At 61.5% G+C, this 19,278-nt stretch carries 19 protein-coding genes and 2 pseudogenes; 12 read left to right on the top strand and 9 right to left on the bottom strand.

Annotated elements, in window-relative coordinates; all coding sequences use genetic code 11:
• Positions 1-7: 7 nt before the first annotated feature.
• Positions 8-1,366: a protein kinase gene (locus tag L1069_RS04500; protein ID WP_237454925.1), complete on the bottom strand. Its 1,359-nt coding sequence runs from the start codon at positions 1,364-1,366 to the stop codon at positions 8-10.
• Between the two features lie 600 nt (positions 1,367-1,966).
• Positions 1,967-2,557 (bottom strand): TetR/AcrR family transcriptional regulator, encoded by a 591-nt coding sequence (locus L1069_RS04495; RefSeq protein WP_237454924.1) that lies wholly within the window; start codon positions 2,555-2,557, stop codon positions 1,967-1,969.
• Positions 2,558-2,653: 96 nt separating this feature from the next.
• Between L1069_RS04495 and L1069_RS04490 the strand changes: the two genes are divergently transcribed.
• Positions 2,654-3,517: an NADP-dependent oxidoreductase gene (locus tag L1069_RS04490; RefSeq protein WP_237454923.1), complete on the top strand. Its 864-nt coding sequence runs from the start codon at positions 2,654-2,656 to the stop codon at positions 3,515-3,517.
• 76 nt (positions 3,518-3,593) lie between these two features.
• Here L1069_RS04490 and L1069_RS04485 read toward each other — a convergent pair whose 3' ends face one another.
• Genes L1069_RS04485 through gstA form a run of 4 tightly spaced genes read right to left on the bottom strand, consistent with a single transcriptional unit; the run spans position 3,594 to position 5,754 of the window.
• Complete coding sequence (locus L1069_RS04485) at positions 3,594-4,544, bottom strand: nitronate monooxygenase (RefSeq protein WP_237454922.1); 951 nt, start codon at positions 4,542-4,544, stop codon at positions 3,594-3,596.
• The gene (locus tag L1069_RS04480) at positions 4,541-4,762 is read right to left on the bottom strand and encodes a 4-oxalocrotonate tautomerase family protein (protein ID WP_237454921.1); all 222 of its coding nucleotides are present in this window, start codon (positions 4,760-4,762) and stop codon (positions 4,541-4,543) included. Before L1069_RS04480 ends, L1069_RS04485 begins: the two co-directional genes overlap by 4 nt.
• A 3-nt stretch (positions 4,763-4,765) precedes the next feature.
• Complete coding sequence (locus L1069_RS04475) at positions 4,766-5,146, bottom strand: nuclear transport factor 2 family protein (RefSeq protein WP_237454920.1); 381 nt, start codon at positions 5,144-5,146, stop codon at positions 4,766-4,768.
• The gene (gene gstA / locus L1069_RS04470) at positions 5,143-5,754 is read right to left on the bottom strand and encodes a glutathione transferase GstA (protein WP_237454919.1); all 612 of its coding nucleotides are present in this window, start codon (positions 5,752-5,754) and stop codon (positions 5,143-5,145) included. The genes L1069_RS04475 and gstA overlap by 4 nt, the downstream gene beginning before the upstream one ends.
• Before the next feature lie 108 nt (positions 5,755-5,862).
• Here gstA and L1069_RS04465 point away from each other — a divergent pair, with 108 nt between their 5' ends.
• Together L1069_RS04465 and L1069_RS04460 are read left to right on the top strand one after the other, a co-directional pair.
• Positions 5,863-6,747, top strand: coding sequence for a LysR family transcriptional regulator (locus L1069_RS04465; RefSeq protein WP_237454918.1), 885 nt, complete (start codon positions 5,863-5,865; stop codon positions 6,745-6,747).
• Between the two features lie 206 nt (positions 6,748-6,953).
• Positions 6,954-7,973: an AraC family transcriptional regulator gene (locus L1069_RS04460; protein ID WP_237454917.1), complete on the top strand. Its 1,020-nt coding sequence runs from the start codon at positions 6,954-6,956 to the stop codon at positions 7,971-7,973.
• Positions 7,974-8,419: 446 nt separating this feature from the next.
• Here the strand turns inward: L1069_RS04460 and bla are convergent, their stop codons facing one another.
• Entirely contained in the window at positions 8,420-9,301 is an 882-nt protein-coding gene (bla, locus tag L1069_RS04455) for a class A beta-lactamase (protein WP_237454916.1), read from the bottom strand.
• A gap of 126 nt (positions 9,302-9,427) precedes the next feature.
• Here bla and L1069_RS04450 point away from each other — a divergent pair, with 126 nt between their 5' ends.
• Both L1069_RS04450 and L1069_RS04445 read left to right on the top strand, forming a co-directional pair.
• Positions 9,428-10,336 carry a LysR family transcriptional regulator gene (locus L1069_RS04450; RefSeq protein WP_237454915.1) on the top strand — a complete coding sequence of 303 codons (909 nt, stop codon included), beginning with the start codon at positions 9,428-9,430 and terminating at the stop codon, positions 10,334-10,336.
• Between the two features lie 13 nt (positions 10,337-10,349).
• Positions 10,350-10,490 (top strand): annotated as a pseudogene (locus L1069_RS04445) (integrase core domain-containing protein); the annotation flags it as partial.
• A 201-nt stretch (positions 10,491-10,691) separates the two neighbouring features.
• Here L1069_RS04445 and L1069_RS04440 read toward each other — a convergent pair.
• On the bottom strand, positions 10,692-11,339 hold the full coding sequence (locus tag L1069_RS04440) for a TetR family transcriptional regulator C-terminal domain-containing protein (protein WP_237454914.1): 648 nt from the start codon (positions 11,337-11,339) through the stop codon (positions 10,692-10,694).
• A gap of 243 nt (positions 11,340-11,582) precedes the next feature.
• Between L1069_RS04440 and L1069_RS04435 the strand changes: the two genes are divergently transcribed.
• The 6 genes from L1069_RS04435 (at position 11,583) to L1069_RS04410 (ending at position 18,847) form a co-directional block, all read left to right on the top strand.
• A complete protein-coding gene (locus tag L1069_RS04435; RefSeq protein WP_237454913.1) occupies positions 11,583-12,446 on the top strand; it encodes an ABC transporter permease in 864 nt (287 codons plus the stop codon).
• 32 nt (positions 12,447-12,478) lie between these two features.
• Positions 12,479-13,294 (top strand): ABC transporter permease, encoded by an 816-nt coding sequence (locus L1069_RS04430; RefSeq protein WP_237455004.1) that lies wholly within the window; start codon positions 12,479-12,481, stop codon positions 13,292-13,294.
• 14 nt (positions 13,295-13,308) lie between these two features.
• A complete protein-coding gene (locus tag L1069_RS04425) occupies positions 13,309-14,415 on the top strand; it encodes an ABC transporter ATP-binding protein (protein ID WP_237454912.1) in 1,107 nt (368 codons plus the stop codon).
• Between the two features lie 13 nt (positions 14,416-14,428).
• Positions 14,429-15,487 carry an extracellular solute-binding protein gene (locus L1069_RS04420; protein WP_237454911.1) on the top strand — a complete coding sequence of 353 codons (1,059 nt, stop codon included), beginning with the start codon at positions 14,429-14,431 and terminating at the stop codon, positions 15,485-15,487.
• Between the two features lie 85 nt (positions 15,488-15,572).
• Positions 15,573-17,648, top strand: a complete 2,076-nt coding sequence (locus L1069_RS04415; RefSeq protein ID WP_237454910.1) for an FAD-dependent oxidoreductase — start codon at positions 15,573-15,575, stop codon at positions 17,646-17,648.
• On the top strand, positions 17,648-18,847 hold the full coding sequence (locus tag L1069_RS04410; protein WP_237454909.1) for an aromatic ring-hydroxylating dioxygenase subunit alpha: 1,200 nt from the start codon (positions 17,648-17,650) through the stop codon (positions 18,845-18,847). Before L1069_RS04415 ends, L1069_RS04410 begins: the two co-directional genes overlap by 1 nt.
• On the opposite strand, the pseudogene L1069_RS04405 reads toward L1069_RS04410, so the two are convergent.
• Positions 18,834-19,058, bottom strand: a pseudogene (locus L1069_RS04405) (IS481 family transposase); the annotation flags it as partial. The gene L1069_RS04410 and the pseudogene L1069_RS04405 overlap by 14 nt on opposite strands.
• Before the next feature lie 57 nt (positions 19,059-19,115).
• Here L1069_RS04405 and L1069_RS04400 point away from each other — a divergent pair.
• A partial coding sequence (locus L1069_RS04400; RefSeq protein ID WP_237455003.1) for a transposase occupies positions 19,116-19,278 on the top strand: 163 nt, incomplete at its 3' end.

Genomic DNA, 19,278 nt, shown 5'->3' with positions numbered 1-19,278 from the left:
ATTCCCTTCAGTTCTTAACCGTTTCCGGGGTGCTGCGCTGGCGCCCGAAGATTTTTCGCAGCCGGCCCGCGAAACCGGGCTTTTCCTGGCGCAGTTCCAGAACCGGGTCAGCCTGGAGGTCCGCAGCAGATACGGCAGCGGGCAGCCGTTCCACGGCGGGAGCGTTTTTCTTCCGCCGGGGGATTGCGTCCTGTTCCTCCAGCCAGGCTTCCACGTCGCTGACCGGCTCGCCGAAGATATTCACCAGCTGGCGACGCGGCTTGGAGGGCTTGCTGGCAGGTGCGGTCTGCTGCTGCCTGGCCGAGCGCGGTTGCCCAGGTGTCAGGCCGCCATTGGCCGTCGCGACCAGCTCGGCGATGACGGCGTCCAGATTGGCATTGTCTTCTGGCGCTGGCGCAACCGTGCCGGGCAGTTGAGCGTCTGATTCCGCAGCGTTCTGTGTTTCGCAGCCGTTTTCGGCCAGCGCGCCCGCCCAGTCATGCGCCGATTGGAACCGTTCAGCCGGAAGCACGGACATCGCCATATCCACGGTGGCAAGCACCGCAGGATCCGCGTTCCACGGTCTGCCCAGCAGCGGATTGCACGGGTCCGGGTCACCTGCCATTACTGCGCTCAGCCGCTGCTGGCTGCTTGCGGGCACGTTACCGGTAATCAGGTAGTACAGCGTGGCACCCAGCGCATAGAGGTCACAGGCCGGGCGTTGAGGCAACTCGGGCTTGTACAGCTCATGCGCGGAATACCCATCCTTGACCGCGAGCAGCACCGGCAGCGCGGTATCATCATTGGGAAGAGTGCCGCAGGCGGCCCCGAAATCGATCAGCGTGAGGCTCCCATCCTTTCCAAGGATGAAGTTGTCCGGCGAGATGTCGCGGTGCAAAATCCCTTGCCCGTGCAGGCAGTCGAGCGCTTCCAGTGCCTGGCAAAGAATGTGCCGCAGAAGCGGCCCGGTCAGCCGTTCAGGCTGGTCCTCCCGCACGGTCAGCAAGTCCAAACCGTCGACGAATTCCATCGCGATATAGGCGGTTTGATTTTCCTTGAACACCTGATGCACGCCAACGATGCCGGAATGCCGGGCGCGGGCCTGCAGATGCGCCTCGCGCAGAAAATTGCGCAAGACATTGCGGCAGGATTTGGCGTGCTCTTCCGTATTGGGTTCGACATCCGTGCCACTGCGGCGGCAGATACCTGCCGGAAAGCACTCCTTGATGACAACGCGGCGTTCCAGGCTGTCGCGGGCCAGATAGGTGATCCCAAAGCCACCGCTGAGCAGCAGCTGCTCGATCTGGTACTGGCCTTGCAGCAGTTTGAAGCCGCAAGGCAGTTCACAGGCGAGAGCCGGGTCAGCAGAAGATGTGTCGTCAGGCACAGCGTCAATTCCTTGTGGCAGCCTGGGCTTTGGCCGGAGCGGGGCGGATGAACCCCAACGCTGAAAGCAGAATGCGGAAAGATCGCGGCGCCATTCAGGCAATCAAGGCGGTTGCGTCCAATTTCCGCCGCAATTGGCGCGGGACGCTTGGAAAGACTGAGTTAACGGGCCCGTAACTACTTGCGTCGAAGTTAGTTAAACTGCGTGTGTAAGTGATGATTGTCCGTAGCCTTGGCCAGGACAGCGGTGGATTTGGCTGTAAACGCAGCGGCATCGAGATTTGCGAGAGGGATTCCAATGCCCCGTTTCAGCCAAAGGCCCGGCAGCATTTTTGCTTGCCGCGGCCGCGGGCACCAGCCTGCCCGCCAGCGGCTAAGGCCGCATGCCTTAGTCTGACAAAGGCAGCTTTGGGACTTGGTGTTTTCCAGGTGATGCAAGAATCTTACGGACAACAAACATGTGCTTGGGAACAGATCCGGGCCTTAAAACAGGTCTGCAGACACGTTCTTTGGAACCTCTGAACATATTTCAGATGCGGCAGCAGTTAAGCTTGACCCAGCGGTTTTAAAGATAGGACTAGCAGACGGGCATCCTTGGTTTCTAAGGAAAAACAGCAACTTGACCCAGCGCCAGTTCAGCCACGCTGTGCAAAGCATCAGCTGTGGCGCCATCGCGGGCTTGCGCCGCAAGCCCCTGAATCAGAACTGCAATGTACTTCGCCAACAGATCCGGATCGCTTGCTGCCGGCATGTCTCCGTCTTCGATACCACGCCGGATCCGGGCCGCGACCATTGCCTCGCTGGCCTGCCTGTATCCGGCGAGCAGTTTCTGCGCGCCGGTACTGGCGGTACCGCAATTGGTTGCAGCACTGACCAGCAAGCAGCCTTTGGGTCTCTCCTGGCCGGAAAACACTTCGATGGCCTCAAACACATAGCGGCGCAGGGCTTTGGCAGCCGTTGCTTCCTCGTCCAGTGCGCGGGGGGCATAGGCCGCAATGTTCTGCGCGTAGTGGCTCGCACAGCGCTCAAACAACGCCTGTTTGTTGCCAAAGGCCGCATAGATGCTTGGGGGGTTCACCCCCATGGCCGCGCTGAGATCGGCCATCGATGCGGCTTCATATCCGCGCTCCCAGAATAGAAGCATCGCCTGTTCAATCGCATGGCCGGTGTCAAAAGATCTTTGCCGCCCCAAGGTCGCCTCCAAATTACTTATCGATCATTACACAAAACACTTGACCCGGCAAGCAGCCCATTATTTAACGATCACTACAAAATAGTGGAGGCACGGATGAAAGCTGCAATCATAGGATCTTTTGGCGACGTGGATGTGTTCCGGATGGCAGACCTGCCGCGTCCCGACCCCAAGCCGGGAGAGGTACTGATCCGCATCCATGCGTCCAGCGTGAACCCGGTGGATGCGGGCGTGCGGTCAGCGGCCATCCTGCCCGATGATCCCGCCCTTTTCCCGATGATCCTGGGTTGGGATGCGGCAGGGACAGTCGAGGCGCTTGGCCCGGAAACAGAGGGGTTTGCCCCCGGCGACCGGGTGATGGCAATTTCGCCGCAGCCGGGATCACTGGTTGGGACCCACGCGGAATTTGCAGCATTGCCAGCCAGTCAGGTTGTAAAGATTGCGGACACGGTTCCCTTTACCACTGCCGCCGCAGTGCCGCTGACCGGCAGCACAGCGCTGGCGGCTCTTCAGGCTCTGGCTTTGCCGCCGGGCGCGCGTGTCCTGATCAACAACCCAAAGGGGGCGGTTGGCGCAATGGCGGCAGCAATTGCCCCTCTGCTGGGGTTCGAACTCGCCGCCCCGGACACGCGGCAGGTGGACGGCGCTATTGACGTGCGCGGGCACAAACACGCGCAGCAGGCATTTGCTGCCGTGAAAGATGGCGGCGCCTATGCAACCATTGTCCCGGAGTGGTGGAAGCCAGGCGGGGTATTCACGGAATCGCGGGGTATTTGCCCGGTGACGGTTCAAAACCCCGCCATTCAGGAGGTTCTGCAGCCATTGGCGGGTTGGCTGGCCCAGGGCGTCCTGGCGCCGGAGGTCCAAGATATCCTGCCGCTTGACCAGATCGCGGAAGCGCACCGCAGGCTGGAGACCCCCGGGTATACAGGCAAATTTGTTCTGGACCATGCATTCTGAAACCTGCTGAAAATGGAACAGACGGGAGCGTTCCCGCCTGTTCCGGCACAATTGTTCACTGCAGTCCTGACCGGCTTTATCCTGCCAGACACCGCTCCGCATGGGCCGTGATGCCCGCCAGAATTTCGCTGGCGGCCTGAACATTTTTGATCAGGCCGATGCCTTCACCGGCAAAAGCGGTTGCAACATCCGGATCGCCAGCCTCCTGGGCTGCCGACCATTTTGCGGCCTCTGCGCCCGCTTCCAGTTTCAAGGCCTCCTCGGAACCGTGCCATTTTTGAATGAACCGGTTGCGCAGAACGCGGCCGTTGTAACGGCCGGGCCAGTCGTAACCGCGGACCACATCCACCACACGTGTGCGGATCGTGTCGTCTCCCGTTGCCGCCAGCGCGCGATCAAGAATGCGCGGAGGCACCAACGCCTCGCGCGAGGCCCAGAACCGCGTGCCGATCACCGCCCCATCCGCCCCCAGCATCAAGGCCGCTGCAAGGCCGCGGCCATCCGTGATACCGCCTGCTGCACAGAGCAGCACTTTGCTGTTCCGGCGTGCGATCTCGTCAGCGATCTCCGGCACCAAGGCAAAGGTGCCGCGGGCTTCGCCATGGCCGCCGGCGTCCGCACCCTGGGCGGCAATGATGTCTGCGCCGCAGCCCAGCGCTTGCCGCGCGTCGCGCAGTGTCTGCACCTGGCAGATCAGCGTTACACCCGCGTCCTTGATCACTGGCGCAAATGGTGCCGGGTCGCCAAAGGACAAGAACAGCGCCGCTGGATCGCGTGCCAGCACCCGGTCCAGCAGCTGCGGCTGTTCCGCAAGTTTCCAGGTGATCAGCCCGCAGCCGACGCGGGCGCCCGCTGCAATGCCGAACTGCTGGTCGATCCAAGCGGCATCGCCATAGGCGCCCCCGATCATGCCCAGCCCGCCGGCGCTGGAGACAGCGCTGGCCAGCGCGCCGCCTGCAGCAAAGGCCATCGGCGCCTGGATCACCGGGCAAGTGATCCCCAGCGCCTCTGTCAGCCGCGTTTTCATTGCGCCTGCTTCCGGTACTCCTGCACCGGCAGGCCGCCAACACCCCAATCCTCCAGAGGAACCTCGTTGATCACCACAAATGTGGTTGCCGGGTTCTTACCCAGAACCTCCTGCAGCAGGCCCGTAACTCCGGTGATCAGCTGCGCCTTTTGGTCCGCACTCGGGCCGGTGCCATCGGGGCCGCCTTCGCGGGTGACTTTGATATTCACATAAGGCATCGGTCAGCCCTTTCGCGGTACGTATGAGAACACTTTTGCAACGATGCGCCATTCGGTGCCGTGGCGGACAAGGGTAAGCAGGTCATGGAAATCCCGGCCCATCATGGTCATCCGGGCACTGACACGGGCCAGCCGGTCGCTGGCAAAGGCAATCTCCAGGATTTCCTCCTCGCGCGGGTCGCCGCGCTTGGCAGGCGGCTCGCGCCCATCGACGCGGGCCATGTAGGTTTCAAGATCCAGGGCCAGTTCATCGCCTTCGGTTGCGCAGATATAGGCCAGTTGCGGGTGAAAAACTTCACGCAGCATGGTGCTGTCGGCGTGATGGAGGCCCTCGAAATAGGCCTCCATCAATGCGCCGACCACTTTGTGATCGGCTGGTGTCATTGGATCAGCCCTTCTGCGCGCATTGCAGCCTGAGCGGACGGGCGGGACGCGCTGCGGCTCACGAACGCCGCCAGCCGGGGCCAGCGGGCCAGGTCGATGCCGGTGAAGTTCGCCCAGTTCGAGACCGCGAACAGATAGGCGTCCGCGACCGAGAACCGGTTCTCTACCAGCCACTCGCGGCCATCCTCCAGCTGCGTCTCGATGAAATCGAACTTGCCCGCTACAGCGGTGCGCGCGTCGTCTTTACCGCCCTCGGATATTCCGTCGCGGAACAGCGGGTTAAAGGCCTTGTGCAGCTCGGTCCCGATCCAGTTGAGCTGTTCCTGCATCCGGGCACGGGCCAAGGTGCCTGCCGCCGGCGCTAAACCCGCTTCCGGGTTGCTGTCCGCGATATACTGCAGAACCGCCGCCCCTTCGGTGAGAACGCTTCCGTCGTCCAGGCCCAGGGCCGGAACATAGCCTTTGGGGTTGATCGCGCGGTAGTCCGCGCCGCTTGCGGTCCGGCCCGCGGCGGTATCGACGGCTTCGATTTCAAACGATTGGCCTGTCTCATACAGGGCGATATGGCTGGCCAGCGGGCAAGCGCCGGGTTTGTAGTAGAGCTTCATCACTATCTCCTGTGCTTGGTGATGCTCCTGTCTACCCCTTGACATGATTTGTTGATAATATTGTGTTCTCACATTAATGATTAGGAAAACAGGTCATATGGCAACTGCATGAAACACGACCAGCTTGTTGCCCTGGAGGCGATTGTCTCAACCGGCACCTTCCGCGGTGCGGCGGAGCGGCTGCACAAATCACAGTCCGCCATCAGCCACACAATCCGCCAGCTGGAAGAGGAACTGGAGCTGGAGCTGTTCAGCCGCGCGGCCTACCGGCCGGCGCTTACCCCGGCTGGTGAAATCTTCTACCGCGAGGCGTCGCGGGTACTGCGGCAGATGCAAGGCCTGAAAACCACTGCCGCCCGGCTGCGCGCCCGCGAAGAGCCAGAACTGAACATTGCCGTCAGCGCCACAATGGATCTGGATCCTTTGCTGCCGGCGCTTGCCGAAACCGGGCGGCATCACCCGGCCACCCACCTGCGGCTGCGGATGGAAATGATGGGCGGCCCGATTGCCCGGCTGATGGAGGGCAAGGCAGATATCGCGCTTGCTTCGCTGGAAGGGGTGCCGCTGGATGATGTGGAAGCTGAGCCGGTTACGGAGGTGACAATACGGCCAGTGGCCAGCCCCGGGCTGAATCTGCCGGCCGGCTCCCGTGCGTTTTCAGCATCCGAAATGCAAAGCCACGTGCAGGTGGTCGCGGCGGGCACAGGCGGCGCCGCGCATGAACAAAGCCGCGATCTGCTGCCGGGCGGACTGAAGTGGACCGTTTCCGATCTTGCCGCCAAGAAAAAGGTGATCCTCGCCGGTCTCGGCTGGGGCGGCCTACCGGACCATATGACCGAGGCGGAGCGGCTGTCCGGTGCTTTGCTTCCCCTCAACCTGGAACGATTTCCTGTACGCCGAACGATGATCTTCAAGATAAGACGCCGAGACCGCCCGCCCGGCGTCGTTGCCAGTGAGCTTTGGAACAGAATTGGGGCAGCCGAACCGGCCTAGGGCCTGAGAATGCCCGGCAGCAGGTCACGCCACAATCGGCGGCGATTTCACCTGAGGGCACACAGAAGCGGTCCCGCGGCTGTTGCTTTTCGCCGTGGGTGCGTACTGTTACTTCATGCCAGATGCCTGTAGCAGCTGACCAAATTCACGCTTAAAATAGGCGATATGTTCTCCAAAAATGACAACCGGCGCTGGAGCCTATGGAAATGACAACCTCGGATCCTTCAAGCCTGGCCACGGTTTCGTCGCAGTTTGCCGGGAATTGGATTATGGCCTTGCGGCACTGTTGCACGGATGCCCAATTGGCCTCCTTCCTGCAGCGCGCAGGGATGCATGCGGTCCAGGGTCAGATTGCCCACCGCATTACTTTGGATCAGATTGTCCGGCTTTACCAAATCGCTGCCATCGAAACCAATGATGAAATGATGGGCCTGTGGAGCCGGCCGATCCGGGCCAGAGCACTGCAGCACCTGCTGACAACGGTCCGCGAAGCCAGCTCTCTTCCCTCAGCCTTGCACCGGTTCTCTACGTTCTGGAACCTGCTGCTGGACGATTACCAGATTGAACTCGCGTCCGGAAACGGCAGCATCAGTCTGCGGCTTGTGCCGCGCGGTGCGCAGCCCTGTCAGCAGTTCGGCCATATGCTGATCCTGAAACTTGCGCATGGGCTGCTGTCCTGGCTTGCAGGATATGAAGTGCCTGTCCAGGCGGTTCAATTTGCCTTTGAGCGCCCTGGGTTTTCAGACGATTACGCGGTGATATTTCCGGCGCAGATCAGCTTCATGGCACCGTGTTCGGCAATTACGTTTGAGGTCGCGAAACTGGGGCCAACAAAAAGACGCAGCTCTGCGGAACTGAAGGAGTTTCTAAGCCGGGCCCCCCGCGACTGGATGTTCACAGGGTATAGGGAACATAAGCAGTCTTTGAGAGTGCGGGAGTTCCTTTATCAAACAAGCTGGGAGGGCGGCCACTTGGCAGATGCCGCCCGCGCATTGAACGTCACACCTAGAACCTTGATGCGGCGGCTGGATGCAGAAGACACCTCCTTTCAGGCGATCAAGGACGGGCTGCGCCGGGACATAGCCATTCATGACCTGCAGGCCGGGAGCAAGAGCATCGAAGAAATCTCTCAGGATGTCGGGTTCTCCTCTCCCGCGAATTTCCACCGCGCTTTCCGGCGGTGGACAGGTGTAACACCAAGTTCGTACAGAGCATCGAAAAACTGATCACTGGCTCTGCCCCCGAAGAAGATCGCAGAAGTGCTCAACAAGGAAGGCGTGACGGGCCCGTCCGGCGCCATCGGGGCGCCTCGACCATCCATGGCAACCGCCAAAGGGGCACCGGCATCCTGAACAATGAACTCAATAACGGACGCCAGTTCTAGAACCGGCTGTGCTACGATAAAGCCGCTCAGACAAACCGCGGATTCCCGCCTGAACCCGGAAAGTGAATGGACCTTCACCGAGGTTCCAGAGCTGCGCATTGTTGTGCGGCATTTGCAAATCCATCCCTGCCGCCAGATCCGGCATTGATTTTCGCTGTACCGCCACGGTCCAAACCGGCCGGCAGCCAGGCGGAGTGCCGGCATTCGACCGGCACAGTTTCATGCTGAACTCTGCCGCGCTGCAAGACTTGACCTGACCCGAATTTCCGCGCCCCGGCCCGAGCCTGCTCAGTCCCGGATCACTGCCATGACTGCACTGCCAAGTTTCTGCAGGGCCGCGTTGCGGGTGTCGAAATCCGCATCGGCGTCTGACAGAAAGATGGTGATGATCCACGGCGCCCCTTTGCCGGGTGTGACCATTGCGATGATATTGCGGGTGTGGCTGCCGCTGCCGGACTTGTCGAGGACTTGCCAGTCCGCAGACGCGTCAGCGCGCAGCAAGTTGCCCGTCACGCCGCCATGGCTCATCCAGTCCGCCAGCTGGTCGCGCGATACCGGGGACAGCGCACTGCCCAGCAGCAGCTTTTCCAGCGTGACGGCCATTGCCGCCGGGGTCGTGGTGTCGCGCGGATCGCCGGGCACAAAGGTGTTCAGACCGGGCTCACGCCGGTCCAGACGGCTGACCGGGTCGCCGATGCCGCGGAAGAATCGCGTAACTGCCTGCGGGCCGCCTAGCCGGTCGATCAGAATGTTGGTTGCGGTGTTGTCGCTCATGTCGATGGCGGCGAAGCACAGCGCTTCGATCGTCATGTCCTTGCCAACCCGCGTTTTGGTGACCGGCGCGTAGGACTGCAGATCCGCCGCGCGCACCGGCAGCGCGTCAGAAAGAGCCAGGGCCCCCGCATCGCGCTGCGCGAGAACGGCCCCGCAGATCGGCGCCTTCACGGTACTGTTCATCAGGAAGCGTTCATCCTCCCGGTGCGACCAGGACGTCTGCCCGCCGACCTCTTCGAGCGACAGGCCGACACGCCCGCCAAGCCTCTGTTCAACTTGCGACACGGTTTCGGCCAGCGCCTCGAGGCGCGTGTCAGCTACGGACATGGTGGCCAGAGACAGGCCAAGAGCAAGCCCTGCCGCTGCGCGCGACAGGACGGAAGCGGTGAACCGCATGGGGTGTTCCTTTCCGGATATGTGCCATAGACGACATCAGGTGATGTCATGCGTCTGGTATACTTCAGCTTGATCCGGCGCTACAAACGACAAATCTTATCGCCTGTCATTAGCTGAGGTATCGACATGGATCGCCCCGACCTGCCGTTGAACGCTCTGCGCGTGTTCGAGGTTGCCATGCGCCAGGGCAGTTTCACCAAGGCCGCCGTCGAACTGCGCGTGACCCAGGCCGCAGTCAGCCATCAGATCGCGCGGCTGGAGGATCTGCTGGGCGTCACCCTGTTCCTGCGCACCTCGCAGGGGCTGGTGCCGACCGACGAGGGGCAGCGGCTTTTCCCGGTGCTCGAACACGGGTTCGACGCGATGGCGAGGGTGCTCGACCGCCTTGGCGGGCAGCGTGACGTAGAGGTGCTGAAAGTCGGAGTGAACACGACCTTTGCGCTCGGCTGGCTGATGCCGAGTGTCGATACCTTCCGGCAGGCGCATCCGGAGATCGATCTGCGGATTTCGACCAACAACAACCGGGTGGATATCCTGCGCGAGGGGCTGGACATGGCTATCCGTTTCGGCACCGGCGGCTGGACCGGCCATGACGCGATCCCGCTGACGGAGGCGCCGTTGGCACCGCTCTGCGCGCCGGAGCTGGCGGCGCGCCTGCAGCATCCATCGGACCTCGGGCAGGTGACACTTCTGCGCAGCTACCGCAGCGCCGAATGGCCGGGCTGGTTCGAAGCCGCAGGTGCGCCCTGTCCGATGGTCACAGGTCCGGTTTTTGACAGCTCGGTGGCGCTCGCGGAACTGGCCGCCTCGGGGGCAGGTGCTGCGCTGTTGCCAGTCGCCATGTTCGAGAGTTTCATTGCCCAAGGCCGGCTGGCACAACCCTTCTGCGTCACCTTTTCCGCCGGGCGCTACTATCTTGCCTGGCCCTCAGACCGCCCTGCGACACGGGCGATGAACGCATTTTCCCGATGGCTCTCTGGGCAGAGCGCGGGAGAGGCAAAGCTGATGCCTCCTGTTGGATCGGGAGACGTTTGATTCGTGTCAGCCTTGGCTGGGGCAATACATCTTTGAAACCGTCGAGGAGGCGCAGAACCAGGCAACGGAATGGCTCTGGATTTACAACAATGAGCGACCCAACATGGGCATCAGCGGCATGACACCCGTAAGGAAACTGAAAAAAGCCGCATGAATTCTATGGCTGAGCCCGGCCGCAACTGTCTTGAGCCAGTCCCGATTTACAGACTCAAATAATCTGAACCGAATTCGCCGATAATCCCGGCCCGACGATGGATGGTCTCAAGCCGCTGCATCCAGGGTGAGATCGGGGTCGCTGACGCAGGGCTTGCCCTGATGTGCGGCGCGGCTGTAATTTGTAACCGCGCCGAGGTGCCTATACTTTCAACGGGCGCACGGCACCCCTCAGCGAAAAATGCGCCGGGAACATGGCCGCCAGGAAGCGGAATATGATCCGCGATGCCTCTTCCCGGTCGAAGCGGTCAGGGTGCAGCAAGAAGTCGGTCCACATGCCCTCCAGCAATGCCAGGGTGCCGTGGGTGGCATCACGGGCGGCCTCGAAAGGGGCCGGGGTGCCGGACTCGCAAACGATTCGGGAAAAAGCGCTGTGGATCATGCCCCGCAGCCTCCCGTCGCGGGTGTCGGAGTACTCGGCGACGGCTTTGCGGTTCCGGGCCTCGCCGCGGAAGGCATACCAGATGCTGACATTGCGCCGGTTCAGCACCCGTTCGCTAAGGTCGCCGCGCACGATCATCTCGATCCGCTCCTGCGGGCTCTCGCCAGCGGTCTGCAAGAGAGCCTCCAGCTCGTCATAATATTCTTCCGAGGAATGATGCGCGGCAGCGTGAACCAGGTTGTCCTTGCCGCCGAAATGCAGGTGGATCATGCCGCGCGACAGGCCGGCGCGCTGGATGATCTCACTGACAGAGGTTTCGGATATGCCCTTCTCTGCCACTGAATCCAGCACGGCGCCGATCAGGGCTTGGCGGTTCTGCTCGCGGTTCTGTTCCCTTTTCCCGGTCATTTGATCCCGAATTTTTGATCCCTGCCGAATCTGGCCCGCCTGATACATGGCGCGAACCTATGCAGCAGGCAGGTGTATTTTGCCAGTCTAGGCACACCAAAGGAATTTCTCCACCATAAATGGACGTTTGTACATTTTTTTGGAAACCCTGTTGACAGAGGGCCCTTCCAGCCGTCAGATTTGATGGACGATTGTCCATTTTTATGGGCGGCGCCGGACTCGCATATCAGACACTGGAGTGACATGGCCGGATTTCTCAGAACCGAAGCAGGCAAGGGTTATGCATTGAGCGCCCCTGCGTCGCTATATGTGGGGCTTCTGGTAGCTGCGCCGCTGGGCATTCTGGTGGCCTACAGCTTCTGGACCCAGTCCTATGTCGACATCGACAAGACGCTGACCTGGGCCAATTACACCGAGGCCGCCACCGATCCGCTGGTGCGGCATCTGATGCTGCGCTCGATCCTGATTGCCGGGGCGGTGACCATGGCGACGGTGGCGCTGGCCTATCCGATTGCCTATTTCATCGCCTACCGCACCCGCAAGAAAACCCTCTGGCTCTTGCTGATCACCATCCCGTTCTGGTCAAGCTACCTGCTGCGGGTGTTCAGCTGGAAGCTGATCCTCGGGTTCAACGGGGTGATGAATTCCGCGCTGCTCTCAATGGGGCTGATCAATGAACCGCTGACCTTTCTTCTCTACAATGAATTCGCGGTGGTGCTGACCCTGGCCCATGCCTGGGCGCCGTTTGCGATCCTGCCGATCTATGTGTCGCTGCAGAAGATCGACCGGGCACTGCTGGAGGCCGCCACCGATCTCGGGTGCTCCAAGCTGGAACGGTTCTTCCGGGTCACCCTGCCACTGTCGGTGCCCGGCATCATCGCCGGCAGCCTGATCATCTTCATTCCCACAGTGGGCGACTACGTCACCCCGTCGCTGGTCGGCGGCTCGCAGGGCAAGATGGTGGCGAACCTCATCCAGGTGCAGTTCGGCCCCGCCAACAACTGGCCGCTGGGCGCGACGCTGTCGCTGGTGGCGATGGCCTCGGTCGGCTTTGTCGCCATCCTGTTCGTGATCCTGGCGACCGCTTTGGGGAGGAGAATCCGTTGAGCGCTCCGGCAAACGAACCCCTGAACAAGCCGCTGAACGCTGCTGCCAGCAAGCCGCGGCGCAGACCCTTCCGTTTCCCCTGGCTGCTGGTCTATGCTATCGGCTACCTGATCTTCCTATATCTGCCGGTGCTGCTGCTGCCGCTGTTCTCCTTCAACGACGGCACCATCGTGGCCTTCCCGATGAAGGGCTTCACCCTGAAATGGTACGCCCAGCTGGGCGAACAGGACACGCTCTTGCAGGCGATGATCAATTCCCTGATCGTCGGCGCAGTGACCGCAATGGTGGCCACCTCGCTGGGACTGTTCGCGGCCCGCGCCTATGTCCGCTACCGCTTCAAAGGGCGCGAACTGTCGGAGGGGCTGGTGATGCTGCCGCTGGTCATTCCGGGTATCATCGTGGCCTCCTCAATGCTGGTGCTGTTCATCTCGCTGGGGCTGCGGCCGTCGCTGACCACGGTGATCCTCGGCCATGTCTTTGTTGCGCTGCCGTTTGCCGTATCAATCATGAAATCCGCCTTTGACGACTTTGACCAATCGTTGGAGGAAGCCGCCTTTGATCTGGGCGAAAGCGTCATCGGTACCTTCCGCCGGGTGACCCTGCCGATCGTGGCGCCGGGCATTGTCGCCAGCCTGCTAGTCACGTTCACCGTGTCGTTTGACGAATTTGTGCTGGCCTTCTTCCTGTCCGGCAACCAGCCCACCCTGCCGGTCTACATCTGGAGCCAAATCCGCTTTCCGGCGAAGCTGCCGAACACGCTGGCGCTTGGCTCCTTGCTGCTGCTGGCCTCGGTGCTGTTGTTGCTGACCGCCGAATATTTTCGCCGCCGCTCCACCAAATCCGCCTGAATGAAGGACAGAAGATGACCAGCCAGAACATCATCGAAATCTCCGGGGTGGAAAAGAGATTTGGCACCTTTGTGGCGGTGCGCGATCTGAACCTCGAACTGAAGGAGGGCGAATTTTTCTCGCTCCTTGGCCCCTCCGGCTGCGGCAAGACAACAGCGCTCAGGATGATTGCCGGTTTTCAGGATCATGACGCCGGCACCATCCGCATCAGCGGCCAGGAGATGGCGGAGATCCCTGCCAACAAGCGCCCCACAAATATGGTGTTCCAGTCTTACGCGATCTTCCCGCATCTGAATGTCGGCGACAATGTCGCCTTTGGGCTACGCAAGCTGAAACTTAAGAAGGCCGAGATCAGCGCACGCGTGGCCGAGGCGCTGGAGATGGTAGAGCTGGGCGGGCTGCAGGCGCGCAAGGCAGATGAGCTGTCGGGCGGCCAGCGCCAGCGGGTTGCCCTGGCCCGCGCGCTGGTGATGCGGCCCAAGGTGCTGCTGCTGGACGAGCCGCTGTCGGCGCTCGATAAAAATCTGCGCGAGGCGATGCAATTCGAAATGCGCCGCCTGCAGCAGAAGCTTGGCATCACCTTTGTCATGGTCACCCATGACCAGTATGAGGCGATGACCATGTCCGACCGCATCGGCGTGATGTTCCAGGGCCAGCTTAAACAGGTCGACAAACCCGAGGTGCTTTATGCCCGCCCCGCAAGCCGGGAAGTGGCGGCCTTCATCGGTGGCATGAACTTCCTCGACGCGGCCGTGACAGGTGAGGCGGACGGCAAGCTGAAGGCCCAGGTACAGGGCTTCGGGCCGCTCACAATCGACGTGAACCCCAATGTGGCGCGGCGCGGGCCGCAACTGCTGGCGGGGATCCGTCCCGAACAGCTGGAGATTTCGGCGCAACGGCCGGATGGCTACGACGGCTACCTGCAGGGCACCGTCACCAATGCCGCGTTTTACGGCGAGAATGTGCATTACCACGTCACCACTGACGGGTTGCAGCAGCCCATTGCGGTGTCGGTGCCGAACTATTTTCACACGGTTGATCACAAGCAGGGCGATCCAGTCTGGCTGGGGGTGCAGAACGCCTCGGTCATCGACCTCGGCGCCCGCGAGGCATCAGAATAATGGGAGGAAGACAATGAAACATTTCACAACCGTACTGGCCGCTGCCACGGCTTTGACCGCCTCGGCAGGTATCGCATCCGCCGATGCCGCCAGCCTGTCGGTCTTTGACTGGTCAGGCTATGAGGATCAGGGCTTCTATGGCGACTACGTCGCCAAATACGGCGGCGCCCCCAGCTATACCTACTTCGGCAGTGTTGAGGAGGCCTTTACCAAGCTGCAGTCGGGCTTTGCCGCTGATCTTGCCCATCCCTGCACCGACGGCTTGCGCAAATGGATCGCAGCGGGGCTGCTGAAACCCATTGACACTTCCAAGATCAGCAACTGGGACAATCTGCTGCCGCAGATCAAAGATGTGGACGGCGTCACCATCGACGGCAACACCTATATGGTGCCGTTTGAGTGGGGCAACACCGGGCTGATCTACCGCACTGACCAGATCAATGCTGCGGACGTCTCGTTGCAATTGCTGGGTGATCCGGCCCATCAGGGCAAGATCGCCATTCCCGATGCGGCCTCCTCGGCCTATGCAATGGCGGCGCTGGCAACCGGCGCCTCAAGCTATACCGATATGTCGGATGAGGAGTTCCAGAAAGCCTCGGACTTCCTGCGCGCGATCCACCCGAATGTGCGTTTCTACTGGTCCGATGCGGGCCAGCTGGATCAGGCCCTTGCCTCGGGCGAGGTGACCATGGGCTGGGGCTGGAACCAGTCTGAGCTGAACCTGATCTGGAACGAAACCCCTGCAAAGATGATGCGCGACGTGGACAAGGGCATCGCCACCTGGGTCTGCGGTTATGTGCATCTGACCTCCTCGACCCAAAGCGACGAGCAGGTCTATGACATGCTGAATGCGCTGAGCGCCGAGGCCAGCGGCAAATACATCATTGAGAGCTGGGGCTACGCGCATGCCAATGCCGATGCCTTCAAATCCGCCGATCAGGAGCTAATCGAAACCTACGGCTTTGCTGATGTCGACAAGTTCTTCGAGGGCAGCTTGTTCTTCGACGCCGTCACCCCCGCGCTTGAAGGCCGCATGCTGAAGGAATTCGAGCGCATCAAGGCCGGGTTCTGAGCCCGCGCGCGGCGGGCGCTGACGCCCGCCTTTTCCGGCCTCCGGCTCTTTCTGCAATCACTCACGACACAAAGGATGCGCGGCCATGTCAGGCGCTCATGGGTATTCCATTCTCTTCGAGCCGGTGAAAATCGGCCCCGTCACCGCACGGAACCGATTTTATCAGGTGCCCCATTGCAACGGGATGGGCCATGTGCGCCCCCAGGCAGAGGCCGCGATGCGCACCATGAAGGCCGAAGGCGGCTGGGCCGTCGTCTCCACCCAGGAGACGGAAATTCATCCGACCTCGGACCTTGGGCCGTATGCGGAAAACCGGCTTTGGGATGAGCATGACATCCCCGCCCTCCGGCTGGTGACGGAAGGTGTGCATGACAAAGGTGCGCTTGCGGCGATCCAGCTCGCCCATAACGGCCATCATGCCACCAACCATTTGACCCGCGCGCCGGTGCTTGGCCCGTCGGACATGCCGATCGACACACCATTCCCGAAACAGGCTCGTGCGATGGACAAATCCGACATCCGCGACCTGCGCCGCTGGCACCGGGCCGCCGCGCGGCGGGCCAAGGAGGCGGGTTTCGATATTGTCTATATCTACGCCGGCCACCAGATGACCCTGCCGCAGCATTTTCTGCTGCCGCAGTACAACAACCGCAGCGATGAATACGGCGGCAGCCTGGAAAACCGGCTGCGCCTTACCCGCGAACTGCTGGAGGAAACCCGCGAGGAGCTTGACGGCCATTGCGCGGTGGCCTTCCGCTTTGGCGTGGACCAGATGGCCGGACCGGACGGGATGCAGGCGAAGGAGGAAGGCCGCGCCGTGGTGGAATTGCTGGCCGATCTGCCCGATCTTTGGGATGTGAATGTCTCGGACTGGAGCAATGACAGCCAGACCACCCGGTTCCAGCCGCAGGACGGGTTTCAGGTTCCTTACATCGAATTCGTCAAACAGGTGACTTCCAAACCCGTCGTCGGTGTCGGCCGTTTCACCTCGCCGGATCTGATGGCCTCGCTGGTCAAAACGGGGGTGCTTGATCTCATTGGCGCGGCCCGGCCCTCGATTGCCGATCCGTTCCTGCCTAAGAAAATTGAAGAAGGCAGGATTGAGGAAATCCGCGAATGCATCGGCTGTAATATTTGCGTTTCTGCTGATATGCTCGGGGTGCCGATCCGCTGCACCCAGAACCCGACCATGGGCGAGGAATGGCGGCGCGGATGGCACCCTGAGGTGATCGCATCAAAGGGCCATGAGGAGCACGCGCTGGTGGTCGGTTCCGGACCCGCCGGGCTGGAATGCGCGATGCAGCTGGCCAAACGCGGCTATGACGTGACCCTTGCCGAAGCCGGGGAGGAGTTTGGCGGGCGGGCGTTGCGCGAAAGCCGCCTCAAAGGGCTGGCAGCTTGGAGACGGGTCGCGGACAACCGTCTGTGGCAGCTGCAGCAGCGGGCCAATGTCCAGATGTTCACAGACAGCCCGATGACCGCCGAAGAGGTGGGGGATCTCGGCATTCCCAATGTCTTCCTCGCAACCGGAAGCCAGTGGCACCGCGACGGACGCGGGCGCTCTTCGCTGGCGCCGCTGCCGGTGCAGGATATGCCCTGTTTCACACCGGATGACATCATGGCTGGTGAACTGCCGCCGGACAGCGGGCCGGTGCTGCTCTATGATGACGACCAGGGGTATCTGGGCGGGGTGCTGGCCGACCACCTGGCCGCCGCGGGCCGCAAGGTGATCCTGGCCACGCCCGGCGCTGTGGCTTCTGTCTTTACCGACCTGACGCTAGAGCAGGCCCGGGTGCAAACCAGCCTGTTGCAGGCAGGCGTCGAGATCGTGCCGCTGCATCTGCTCCAATCGGCGGATGCCACCGGCGCGGCACTCGCCTGTGCCTACACCGGCCGCATCCGGCAAATCAGCTGCGCCAGCCTTCTGATGGTGACGTCACGCCAGCGCGATACGGCGCTTTTTGATACCCTGCGCGCAGACTACGGGCACCGGTTCACCACGCTGGAACTGATCGGCGACGCCGCCTCGCCCGGCCTGATTGCCGATGCGGTCTTTGCCGGCCATTTGGCGGCACGCAACTTTGAACGCGACCCGGCGGCAGCCGATGCTGAATGGTTCCGCCGCGAACTTATCTCACTCAACGATATGGGAGGCGTATAATGCCCAAAGATGACCTGCAAGTGATGCGTGACCTGATTGAAACCCATCAGCCCGGATTTGCGCTTGAGCGGCATTTCTATACCTCTCAGGCGGTTTATGACCACGACATCAAGGCGTTCTGGAACCGCAACTGGATCTGGGCCGGCCATGTCAGCCAGATCGCAGAGCCGGGCGACTATTTCCTGTTCGACTACGGCCCGGAATCAATCATCGTGGTGCGCGACCGCAGCGGCGATGTCCGCGCCCATCTGAATGTCTGCCGCCATCGCGGATCCCGCGTGTGCCTGGAGAAACAGGGCTCAGCCCGGGTTTTCTCCTGCCCCTATCACGCCTGGACTTTCGGTCTGGACGGAAAACTGCGTGGCGGCCGTGCCATGGGGCCGGATTTCGACCCCGGCGAATACGGGCTGTTCCCGGTGCAGGTGCAGATTTTCCAAGGGCTGATCTTTGTCTGCGCCGACGAAAACCCGCCGGCACTGCAGGACAGCCTGGACAAGCTGGCACCGCTGTCCGCCCCGATGCAGCTGGAAAACCTGACGCTTGCACACGAGGCCTCTTATCCGGTGACCGCCAACTGGAAGCTGGCGCTGGAGAACTATCTGGAGTGCTACCATTGCGCGCCCTCGCATCAGGAATATTCGCGCAGCCATTCGCTGAAAGACCCGGCGGATGTAGTAAAGCATGGCGAAGCCCTGCGCGAACGCTCAGCCTCCATCGGCCTGCCGACCGAAGAACTGGACCTCACCGGCCCCAATGCCTTGGCATCGGGCGCGGATGTCTACTGGCGCCGCTACCCGCTGTTTCCCGGCTATCAGACCGGCAGCAGGGACGGCGCACCGCTGGCGCCTCCGCTGGGCAAGCTCAGCGGCCATGACGGCGGCGCCACCGACCTTGCGGTCGGCACGCTCAACTATTTCCTGATCTACGCCGACCACTTTGTCGGCTACCGCTTTGTGCCGCGCTCTCTGCAGGAGACCGACATACAAATCGCCTGGTATGTGCGCGGCGGTGCGGAAGAGGGGCGCGACTACGACAAGGAGGCGCTTACCTGGCTCTGGCATGTGACTTCGCTCGATGACGAAAAGATTATCCGCCACAATCAGGAAGGGGTGAATTCGCACCGTTTCATTCCCGGCCCGCTGTCGGAAATGGAATGGAGTCTGCCCGGCTTCTACCGAAGCTATTTCAGCATGATCTGAACGCCTTACACCCTAGCAACTGTGTCCAGGTGTTCAGTCCCGGCATCTGGTGGATCGGAATTAGAATGAAACGATCTGGCTCTGCAGTCCAGACCTTGCAGGTGTATTCGCAGGGTGTGAGGCCGCTGAGCGTCTTCAGCCTGCGAGCGAAGTTGTATGCATCCATGAAGCCGGCGAGGTGAGTGCGCAGCTGATCATGGCTGTCGTAATAGTGAGCCTCCCCAACTGAACTGGTCCAGCGCTATGTTTAGGAAACGGAAGACCGAGAATGGCAAACAAGCGACCCAAGCCGGAAGAGATTGTCTCGAAGTTACGGCAGGCTGAAGTTCTGATGGGTCAAGGAATGTCCCGTCTTGATGCGATCAGGCAGATCGGCGTTGTTGAACAGACCTATTACCGCTGGCGCAAGCAGTATGGCGGAATGGGCGTAG

It is taken from the genome of Leisingera sp. MMG026, assembly GCF_021654205.1.
GTDB lineage: Bacteria > Pseudomonadota > Alphaproteobacteria > Rhodobacterales > Rhodobacteraceae > Leisingera.
Note: the sequence above shows the minus strand (reverse complement) of the source record. Positions and strands in the feature narration are given on the sequence as shown.